The 6,803-nt window shown below is 66.9% G+C and carries 6 protein-coding genes; 4 read left to right on the forward strand and 2 right to left on the reverse strand.

Annotated features, from left to right (window positions below):
• Positions 1 to 7: 7 nt before the first annotated feature.
• On the reverse strand, positions 8 to 1,948 hold the full coding sequence (locus ABIA73_RS12570; protein ID WP_080149509.1) for an EAL domain-containing protein: 1,941 nt from the start codon (positions 1,946 to 1,948) through the stop codon (positions 8 to 10).
• A gap of 104 nt (positions 1,949 to 2,052) precedes the next feature.
• Positions 2,053 to 2,769: an SDR family NAD(P)-dependent oxidoreductase gene (locus tag ABIA73_RS12575; protein WP_354275869.1), complete on the reverse strand. Its 717-nt coding sequence runs from the start codon at positions 2,767 to 2,769 to the stop codon at positions 2,053 to 2,055.
• A 69-nt stretch (positions 2,770 to 2,838) separates the two neighbouring features.
• Between ABIA73_RS12575 and ABIA73_RS12580 the strand changes: the two genes are divergently transcribed.
• From ABIA73_RS12580 to ABIA73_RS12595, 4 genes are all read left to right on the forward strand, one after another.
• Positions 2,839 to 3,642, forward strand: a complete 804-nt coding sequence (locus ABIA73_RS12580) for an APH(3')-II family aminoglycoside O-phosphotransferase (RefSeq protein WP_354275870.1) — start codon at positions 2,839 to 2,841, stop codon at positions 3,640 to 3,642.
• Positions 3,643 to 3,789: 147 nt separating this feature from the next.
• Positions 3,790 to 4,380, forward strand: coding sequence for a TetR/AcrR family transcriptional regulator (locus ABIA73_RS12585; protein WP_354275871.1), 591 nt, complete (start codon positions 3,790 to 3,792; stop codon positions 4,378 to 4,380).
• Positions 4,377 to 5,411: a DUF418 domain-containing protein gene (locus tag ABIA73_RS12590; protein WP_059063991.1), complete on the forward strand. Its 1,035-nt coding sequence runs from the start codon at positions 4,377 to 4,379 to the stop codon at positions 5,409 to 5,411. The genes ABIA73_RS12585 and ABIA73_RS12590 overlap by 4 nt, the downstream gene beginning before the upstream one ends.
• A 99-nt stretch (positions 5,412 to 5,510) precedes the next feature.
• Positions 5,511 to 6,518, forward strand: coding sequence for an aminoglycoside phosphotransferase family protein (locus tag ABIA73_RS12595; protein WP_059063992.1), 1,008 nt, complete (start codon positions 5,511 to 5,513; stop codon positions 6,516 to 6,518).
• Positions 6,519 to 6,803: the final 285 nt, after the last annotated feature.

Below are 6,803 nucleotides of genomic sequence, written 5' to 3' on the forward strand. Positions count from 1 at the left end.
AGGCCGCTCAGGCCAGCTGCCGGAACTGCTCCGGTGGCAGGGCCCGTGCATACAGATAGCCCTGGCCCACATCCACCCCCAGCGCACGCAGCAGCTGCTCCTGCGCCGGGGTCTCGGTGCCTTCGGCAACGACGATGGCACCGCAGCGGTGGGCTACTTCCACGATGAAGCGGACGATGGACTGCGACTTGGCATCGGACAACGTGGCGATCAATGCCCGCTCGATCTTGACCTCGGCCACCGACAGCTGCGACAGCAGGATCAGGGTCGAATAGCCGGCGCCGAAGTCGTCCAGTGACAGGCTCATGCCAGCGGCCAGCAGGACGACGACGTTGGCATCGACAACGTCGCGCTCGACGATTTCGGTCCATTCGACGATCTCCAGCCGCAGCATCGCGCCGGGTATGCGCTGCTGCTCCAGCAAGGTGCACAGGCGTGCGCCGAAACCGGGTTGGCGCAGCGATTCGGCGGACACGTTCACTGCGATCGTCAGCGTATGCCCATCATCCCTGCAGTGGCCAAGGAAGGCGGTGGCTGCCTGCAGCGTGGCCCATTCCAGTTCGGCCAGGCGTCCGCGACGGCGCAGCAGCGAAACCACCCGCATCGGTGCAATCAGGTGGCCATCGCCATCGCGCATCCGCAGCAGCGCCTCGGCGCCGACCAGGTGGCGGTCCTGCAGGCGGAACTTGGGCTGGTAGTAAAGTGGTGCATCGGCGTGCTGCAGCCAGTGGTCCAGCGCGGTCTCGATCAGGGCATCCACTTCGCTGTCGCGCTGGATCGGATCATCGAAGAACACCACACCGGACTCGATCGCGTTCAAGGCCAGGGTGACCGCGCGGAACGGGATGGAGCTGTCGTCCTGCGTGGGCGGCTGCAGCTCGACCACCGCGCAGCGGAACACCGGGCGGAAGCCCGGCCAGTCATCGCCGATCACCGTGGACAGGCGGTCGGCCAACGCAGGCAGCCCGGTATCCGCGCGGAGATCGGCAAGGCTTGCGTCCGGCAGCAGGATCGCCAGCGCGCTGTCACCGAACTGATAGATCTCCATCGCATCGGTCGGTCGCGCATGCAGCAGGGTGCGGCGCACGGCCTCGGCGTTGTGCGGGTTCCACAGGCCACTGTCATTGAGCGGGCCATAGCGCAGCAGCAGGTCCTGCAGGTTGCCCATCTCGGTCACGATCAGGCACGCGTTGCCGCGGTCGTCGCTGCTGCGCCAATGACGCTGCAGACGCTCGTCGAGGGCGCGCAGGTTGGGCAGGCCGCTCACCGGGTCGATGCGCATCCACGCATGTTCGCGTTGGCGCTGGGCATCGATCTGCGCATCGTTGTAGACCAGCGCGAATACGGCCACCAGCACCAGTAGTGACACCGGCAGGGCCAGCACGCGCTGGGTGGCCAGTTCCAGCAGGGGCAGCTGCGCGCTGCCGATGATCGCCACGCCCAACACCAGCCCGATCAAGGTCACCGCGATGCGCACCGCCCAGGCCTGCAGGATCAACCGCAGCGAGAAGTGGGTGAGCATGCGCGGGTATATCCGCCCGCGCAGCCAGATGCCTGCCAGCACCTGCAGCGCCGCTTCCAGGCTGGCGGGCAGGAAATACTGCGTGCCGGAGAACTGGTAGCGCGCCAGCAGGCTGGCCAGCAGGCAGGTCACGCCGCCGCGCCAGCCGCCCAGCAGACCGCTGATCAGCAGGATGTCGATGCCGAGGTTGAGTTTGACCACGCCCTGCGCGTAGCCGGCCACGAACCATGAATTGAACAAGTAGATCAGGCCGAGGATCGCGCCGATGTAGACGCGGCGTCCTTCCATGGCATGGCCGCCGCGGCGGGTGGCGATCAGGAACACGCCGATCATGCCGATCACCGCAGTGGCCTGCAGCAAGTACAGCGGCAGGCTGGGCAGGGCGCTGTCCAGAACCCGGGTCGAGAGCCTCGATAGCGCATCGATAGCCATAGCCGGTCCTGTGTGCGGCCAACTGCCAGTAGACGCAGAGTAAACCACGGCCGCGTGTACGGCCAAACCGGGGCTGCCAGTGTGTGCTGAGCGCTGGTCTAGTAACGCGGATCGGCGATGGCGGGCAGCACCAGCTCGCGCACGAAGCTGGACGATGACAGCTGCAGCAGGGCGCGCACCATCGACACCACGTCGTGCACCGGCACGTACTCGCCATTGCCGCGTGCGGCCGCCTGCTGCAGCGGCACCGACAGTGCATCTTCGGTATTGAGGTAGCCCAGCTGCAGCGTCGTCACGGCCAGCCGCTGCTGGCGGAAGCCTTCGCGCAGGGCATCGGCAATGCCGTTGAGCGCGAACTTGGACGCGCCGAAGGTCACCTCGGGGCGGCCACTGCGTGGCAGTGCCGAGGTCGAGCCGGTCAACACCAGTTGCGGGCGGCGCCCGCCGAGCACGCGCGGCAGCAGCTGCTTGAGCAGCAGCAGGGTGGCGGTGATGTTGACGTCCACCAGCTGCGCCAGCGCGCTGTCACTTTCGTTGAGGAAATCGTAGTCGTCACTGAATGCGGTCTCCTCCCAGATGCCAAGGTTATGGATGAGCACATCGAGATCCGGCGGCGCCTGCGCCGCGATGCTGGCGGCGGCCCGTGCTGGCTGGCTCAGGTCTGCTTCTATCCAGTGCAGGTCGACGCCCTCGCTGCAGTCCAGCTGCGTGGGGCGTGTGCGCGATACGCCGATGACGGTATCGCCGGGCCGGCAGAGGCCTTCCACGAAGGCGCGGCCAAGACCTTTGCTGGCGCCGATGACCATGAATTTCATGCGATGTCCTTTGCTGTGGGGTGTCCGATTCGGAGAGAATCCAGGCTGTGACCGGGGCCGGAGGTGGGGATGGAAGCAGGATCGAGCGATGGCGGTGTAATGCCCTTGCCGTCGCAGTGGCGCAGCGCGCTGCGCGATGCAGATATCGAGATGCAGGGCATCGGCGTGTCGCGCGCCGATGTGGCGCGGGTGCGACGTCAAGGGTTGCCGGATGCGTTCCTGAAATCGGAAGTGATCGATGCCTTCAGCGAACTGGAGGGCGAAATCCTGCGTCTGCGTTGGCTGCGGGCACAGGGACAGCCGGTGCCAACGGTGTTGGACACTGCGGAGGAGGGCGGTCGGCGTTGGCTGCTGATGAGCGCGTTGCCCGGCCATGACCTGGCATCGTCGCCGACGCTGGCGCCCGCCCAGGTGGTCGTGCTGCTGGCTGACGCGCTGCGCGCCCTGCATGCGCTGCCGGTTGCCGGTTGTCCGTTCGATCATCGCCTTGCATCGCGCTTGCCAGAGGTCGCTGCGCGCGTTGCCGCAGGGTTGATCGATGCGGATGATTTCGACGATGAGCGCCTGGGCCAGAGCGCCGAGCAGGTGCATGCCGAGCTGATCGCAACGTGTCCGGCGGATGAAGATCTGGTGGTAGCGCACGGCGATGCATGCCTGCCGAATCTGATGGCGGTCGACGGCCGCTTCAGCGGTTTCATCGATTGCGGCCGGCTGGGTGTGGCTGATCGTTGCCAGGACCTGGCGTTGGCCGCACGCAGCCTGGTCCACAACTATGACGACACCCGCTGGGTTGCGCCCTTGCTGGCCCGCTATGGCATGGGTGCCGATGAGCGCCGACTCGCGTTCTACCGCCTGCTGGACGAGTTCTTCTAGGTGCATGCAGGGTCCGCAGTTGCAGCAGGGCGCGGCAGGATCGGTCCTCAACAGCGGTTGAGGTCAAGCGCGACGCGCTGAACGGCGACTGGCCGAAGGCTTGGATTCGGCTTTTAAATGGACGAACGTTCGTTCATTGTTTGCCGCATGAACCGCACCGACCGCAATGAGCAACGCGCTTCGCAGATCCTGCAGGCGGCCCTGCAGTGCTTTCTGTCCAAGGGCTTCCACCAGACCAGCATGCGCGACATCGCGCAGGCGGCCGGGGTCAGCCTGGGCAATCTCTACAACCACTTTCCCGGCAAGGAGGCGCTGATCCTGGCGACGGCCGAGGCCGAACGGGACGAACTGCAGCCGTTGCTGCAGCGGTTGGCGGGATGCAATGGCGAACGTGCGCAGGTGCAGGGGTTCCTGCGGGACTTCCACACCCTGTGCCGGCAGCCGGAATGGGCGCTGTTGAGCGTGGAAGTGCTGGCCGAGAGCGCGCGCAATCCGGCGGTGGCGGCGGCATTCGCTGGCAACCGCGCGCAGTTGCAGCGCGGTCTTGCCGAGGCTTTGCAGGAGGTCGCACGTCGTGAGCACCGCCGGCCCGTGCTGGCGCCCGCGCTGCAGGCGCAGGTGCTGCTGGATGCGATCGAGAGCGCTGCGCTGCGACAGGGATTGGGTGAGGCGAGCGATGCCGATACCGACGTGCTTGATCCCTCTCTGCTGGCAGCTCTGCTTGGGGCGCGTGCGTGAGCACTGACGATCGGCGGCTGCATGGGCTGGACCTGGCGCGCTACCTCGCCCTGGCCGGCATGGTGCTGGTCAACTTCCGCCTGGCGATGGCCGCCGAGACCGACGGCGGCGGCTGGCTTGCTGGATTCTTCCACCTGCTGGAAGGCAAGGCTTCGGCGACCTTCGTGACGCTGGCCGGGGTGGGCCTGATGCTGGCCACACAGCGACTGGCGTGGTGGCAGGCAAGCGTGCAGACCTGGCGGCGGGCCGTGTTCCTGGCCGTGCTCGGCCTGCTCAACCTGACCGTGTTTCCTGCCGATATCCTGCATTACTACGCGGTGTACTTCGCGCTGGCGGTGCTGTGGCTGCGCGCGTCGCCCCGTGTTCTGCTGGGCAGCATGGTGGCTCTGGCGATGGTCGCGTTCTGGGCCCTGCTGCGCTGGGACTACAGCCAGGGCTGGAACTGGCAGACGCTGGCTTACGAGGGGCTGTGGCACTGGCCGGGTGCGATGCGCAACCTGCTGTTCAATGGCTTCCATCCGGTGTTGCCGTGGCTGTGCTTTTTCCTGCTGGGCATGCTGCTGGCGCGGCTGCCGCTGTCGCAACCCCGGGTGCAGCGTGCCTTGCTGCTGCTCGGCCTGCTGCTGATGGGGGCCGGCCAGGTGTTGCAGCAGTGGGGCCACGGCACGGTGTGGCAGGTGTGGCTGGCGACGCAGCCGATGCCGCCCGGTCCGGCCTATCTGCTGACCGGCGCAGGCGCGGCATGTGCACTGATCGCGGCATGCCTGTGGCTGGTGCGGCTGCATCCTGGCGATTGGCTGGAACCGTTCACCGCGGCCGGACGGATGACGCTGAGCCTGTACGTGGCGCACATCCTGATCGGCATGGGCGTGCTGGAATCGCTTGGACTGCTTGATGGCAGTGCCAGCCTGTCGTGGGTGCTGATGGCCGCGTTGTTGTTCGTGATGCTGGCGACCGCGGCGGCCTGGTTGTGGTCGTGGCAGTTCGCGCGCGGTCCGTTGGAAGCGGTCATGCGACGCATCGCCGGCTAGTTCTTTTGTCGCAGGAGAGCGATGTTGTGACCAGTTTGCCTGTGCGGATGCAAGGCCATCTGCGATAGTAGGTGTCGTCACCAAAGCACGCCTGCATCCATGTCATTCGCTTCGGCGCAGCAGATCGTTGAAGTCCTGCAGCAGTCCTACGACATCAACGCGACCGCGGTGGTGCCGCGTCCGGTGGGCGCCGACGCCAATGCGTGCGTGTTCCGCATCGATGCCCGCCACGACCATTGGTGGTTGAAGTGCCGCAACTTCCAGGTGGCACCCGCGGTGTGGGACAGCCTGCATTGGCTGCGTGGCACCTTGGGCATCGAAGAGATTGTTGCGCCGTGGCCGGCATTGACCGGCGGCGCATCGGTGCAGCGCTGGGGCCTGCAGTTCACGCTGTTCCCCTACATCGAAGGGCAGTCGGGCTTCGAGGCGCCGCTGAGCCGTGCGCAATGGCGCCAGCTGGGCGAAGTGCTGCGTCGCCTGCATGAGGCCGAGATTCCGCCGGCGTTGCGCCAGGCCCTGCCGACGCTGCGGCTTGAAACCGCAGCGGTCGACACGGTGGGGACATGGTTGCGCGATCCCTCGACGCTGGCGCAGGCGCAGGATCGGTCCGGCAGTGCGTTCCTGGCGCTGTGGCAGCAGCAGCGGCCGCGCATCGCCGAACTTCACCAGCGTGCAGAAGCGCTGCATCGCCAATTGCAGGGTGAGGCACCGGCGCTGCGCCTGTGCCACACCGACCTGCACGCGGGCAACCTGCTGATGGGGCAGGACGATGCACTGCACCTGATCGACTGGGACGGACTGGCACTGGCCCCGCGCGAGCGCGACCTGATGTTTGTCGGCGCCGCGGTAGGTGGTCGCTGGGGGCGCGAGCATCCGCTGGGCTTCGCCGAAGGCTATGGCAGCGACTTGGGCGATCCGCGCTGGATTGCGTGGTATCGGCACTGGCGCATCCTGCAGGACCTGATCGAATTCGAGCAGATGCTGCTGGGCCCCGGCGCGGCGCAGCGCTCGTTGCAGCAGCACCGGCAAGCACTGCATTACCTGGGCGAGCAGTTCGCGCCGGGCAATGTGTTCGATGCGGCCGAGCGCGCGTACCAGGTGCTGTAGGGGGTCCGGCCGGGCTGCGCCCGGCACCTGCGGTAGTGCCGGCCGCTGGCCGGCAACCTCAACAGCAACTGCAACAGCCGAAGCAACAGCAACAGCCGGCTCTGCACTATCTGTGGGTTTGGCGGGGCGGTGTCGGATTGCGGGGACGCCGTAAACCCATCCATGGGGGCTTGGCCGCGGCATCCATGCCGCGGACACCCCGCAATCCGACACCGCCCCGCCTTCGACAATTCCCCGCACCACCACGGGGGCGGCGGGCAGCGCGGACCGCGAGCAACAACGCCG

Source organism: Stenotrophomonas sp. 2694 (assembly GCF_040548715.1).
GTDB lineage: Bacteria > Pseudomonadota > Gammaproteobacteria > Xanthomonadales > Xanthomonadaceae > Stenotrophomonas > Stenotrophomonas indicatrix.

Bases quoted from the DNA above. Each gene is read 5' to 3' on its own strand.
- ABIA73_RS12575 (WP_354275869.1), bottom strand. From the start codon at position 2,769: ATGAAATTCATGGTCATCGGCGCCAGCAAAGGTCTTGGCCGCGCCTTC.
- ABIA73_RS12580 (WP_354275870.1), top strand. From the start codon at position 2,839: ATGGAAGCAGGATCGAGCGATGGCGGTGTAATGCCCTTGCCGTCGCAG.
- ABIA73_RS12585 (WP_354275871.1), top strand. From the start codon at position 3,790: ATGAACCGCACCGACCGCAATGAGCAACGCGCTTCGCAGATCCTGCAG.
- ABIA73_RS12595 (WP_059063992.1), top strand. From the start codon at position 5,511: ATGTCATTCGCTTCGGCGCAGCAGATCGTTGAAGTCCTGCAGCAGTCC.